General features: G+C 41.9%; 3 protein-coding genes. All 3 read right to left on the bottom strand.

The window, feature by feature from the left end:
• Positions 1-187 precede the first annotated feature (187 nt).
• The gene (locus tag ABD917_RS08575) at positions 188-1,675 is read right to left on the bottom strand and encodes a replicative DNA helicase (RefSeq protein ID WP_345119646.1); all 1,488 of its coding nucleotides are present in this window, start codon (positions 1,673-1,675) and stop codon (positions 188-190) included.
• A complete protein-coding gene (locus tag ABD917_RS08570) occupies positions 1,672-2,652 on the bottom strand; it encodes a phage late control D family protein (RefSeq protein ID WP_345119647.1) in 981 nt (326 codons plus the stop codon). Before ABD917_RS08570 ends, ABD917_RS08575 begins: the two co-directional genes overlap by 4 nt.
• On the bottom strand, positions 2,652-2,757 hold a 106-nt coding region (locus tag ABD917_RS08565; RefSeq protein ID WP_486303680.1), incomplete at its 5' end, for a tail protein X. The genes ABD917_RS08565 and ABD917_RS08570, both read right to left, overlap by 1 nt.

Below are 2,757 nucleotides of genomic sequence, written 5' to 3'. Positions count from 1 at the left end.
TGTAGCTTGCCAGCAGGTTTTGTATATTTTGACACTAGGTTTTGTACCAATTTATTTTGTTTCACATGATTTTTAAGTGGTTCTCAAAGGGTCTTCAAAGACCTTTCAAAGGGTGTTTTAAGATTTGTCATTTTTTGTCAGAATCTATGGGATTTTTCTCCTCAATCATCGGATCATTATTTTGAGCTCAAGCGGATATTTCTGGAAAGTTGTCGTTATCCATTAGGTCACTAAAGCATGTAAAGTCAGATTGGAAAGCCAAAGGGACGATTCCTGTTGGTCCATGACGTTGCTTGGCTATGATAACCTCAGCTTTGCCCTTAACTTGCTCCATTGCTTCTTTCCATTTGTGATATTCAGCACTGCCTTCTTTTTGTTCTTCATTTTTGAGATAATATTCTTCACGATAAACAAACAACACAATATCGGCATCTTGCTCGATTGAACCTGATTCCCGTAAATCGGAGAGTTGGGGACGTTTATCTGTTCTATTTTCAACTTGTCGTGATAATTGCGAAAGCGCAATGATGGGAATATTGAGTTCCTTTGCAAGCGCTTTTAATCCGGTGGTAATGGCTGTAATCTCTTGAACGCGATTTTCGGAAAAACGCTTTGAACCGCTTGTCATCAGTTGGATATAATCAATGATCAAAACATCTAGACCATGTTGTCGTTTAAGACGCCTTGCACGGGCCGCCAATTGTGCAAGAGATACAGCTCCCGTTTGATCGATATAAAGAGGAATGGTTTGAAGGGAACGCATAGCATGAATGATATTGGTAAATTGATCATCAGAAAGATTACCACGTCGCATATCGGAAGAAGAAACCTTTGTTTGTTCTGAGATAATACGGGTTGCAAGCTGTTCTGTTGACATTTCAAGAGAGAAGAAACCGACAATCCCCCCTTCACTGGCTTGGTTATCATGACGCTTGCAAGCATTGGCAATATTAAAGGCAATATTGGTTGCAAGGGACGTTTTACCCATCCCAGGGCGCCCTGCTAGAATAATCAAATCCGATGGTTGCAACCCGCCCATTTTCTCATCAAGGGTTTTAATATGGGTTGCCATTCCAGAAAGCTGTGAGGAACGCTTTTTTGCAGCGCTTGCCATGTTGAGTGCTTTTGCAATGGCTCTATCAAAGTTTTCAAAACCAGCTCCATATTTGCCTTTCTCTGCCAATGCAAACAACTGATTTTCAATCGCTTCAATTTGTTTAGAGGGGGTAAGTTCTAGAGGAGAATCAAAAGAACTATTCACAATTTGAGTGCCAAGGTTAATTAAAGAACGCCGAATAAACAGATCATAAATAACCTGTCCGTAATCTTGAGTATTGATAATTGTGACAGCTTCTTTGGCTAAACGAACAACATAATTAAAAACTGTGATATCTCCAATTTTCTCATCATTTGCAATAAAGGACTTCATGGTAATCGGATCTGCAACTTTTCCCTTTTGAACAATTTGTAAGATGATATTAAAAAGCCTTTGATGCAATGCTTCAAAAAAATGTTCTGGTTTGAGAAAATCAGAAACGCTCTCAAGAGCATCATTATTGATCATGATTGCCCCGAGCAACGCTTGTTCTGCTTCAATATTATGGGGAAGTTGCCGAAAAGAAGGGGCAAAATTATCTCTTGGATTTTCTGTTTCTAACACATTTAATTTTCTCATGCCTCTTTTCCTTGATTTGGCGCTTCTAGGGTTATTTCTGTGGTATAGCCGCTTTGCTTTTCATAGCGATGAGTCACGGTTGCAGCTTTCCATGAGCCATTGATTTCGCCTCGAAACCCTTGCAGGAGAAGCGGTTGACCCGCCATGATTTCAGGGCGCCCCTCTAGGGTCAAAGAACCGCTGCCTATAGCACGGCAAAGCCTGTCTGATTCGGAGGCACAAGCTGCCTGTGCTTCTTCTTTACAAATGTAACAACCACGCAGACGACGCACAGGACCGCTAAAACCTGTCTGATGCTTGACAGACAATTGTTGCCCTTTTGTGCGATCAAAATAAGCAACTTCAATGATGCCATATTGGGTGCGTGGCTCGAGGGTAAATTCCCAGTTGGAACAATCGTGTTTATAGATGTCGAGTGTTGGTAAGTTATCGCCGCTTAAAAATAAAAACTTATTGTCTTTTATTAAAAAACGTGCCTGCATCCGATCAGCAAGGCGAGTTAAAAAATCAATCGCCGATTGATCGGTGCGCACCACATAAGGCAAGGTTTGTTTGGTAAATTGTGGACTGACCTTTGCTTGATAACCATGACGTTTGGCAAGGGTCTCAACAATCTCATCAATGGTTTTGTGGTCAAAATGTTCGCTCACCTGTTCTTTGATCTCCGCACGCATGGAAGCGCTTTTGCCACAAAGGCGCAAAATCTCTCCATCACTGCCCCCACAACTGATCACCGATTCCACAATAAAACGCCCCATAAAGGCACGGATGCTGTCCTCATAACCAAAGGTGACATGGAGCGCACTGTTACTGGAGGGAATCTCTAAATCATTGCCGCACTCATCAAACTCTGCTTCAAATGTATCGGCTTCATTACCGGCATGATCTGTGATAGTTGCGGTTAAAAGACGCTGGTAAAAAACCTCATGAACAGGTTTGTCTCCCACCTTAACCACAATAAAAGGGTGTGTGCGCATTAATCCCATAACCGTTTCACCATACTTTGGGGATTGTGAAGTGCGAGTTCAGGCAGAATGACCGTTAAGCCTCGCGGTAAAATTGGACCATATTTGGCAATCTCT

Origin of the sequence: Bartonella pachyuromydis (genome assembly GCF_039543065.1) — a bacterium.
Lineage (GTDB): Bacteria > Pseudomonadota > Alphaproteobacteria > Rhizobiales > Rhizobiaceae > Bartonella > Bartonella pachyuromydis.
This window is presented reverse-complemented; position numbering and strand designations above follow the sequence as displayed.

Excerpts from the sequence above, each read along its gene's own strand:
- ABD917_RS08575 (WP_345119646.1), bottom strand. The coding sequence starts at position 1,675 with ATGAGAAAATTAAATGTGTTAGAAACAGAAAATCCAAGAGATAATTTT.
- ABD917_RS08570 (WP_345119647.1), bottom strand. The coding sequence starts at position 2,652 with ATGCGCACACACCCTTTTATTGTGGTTAAGGTGGGAGACAAACCTGTT.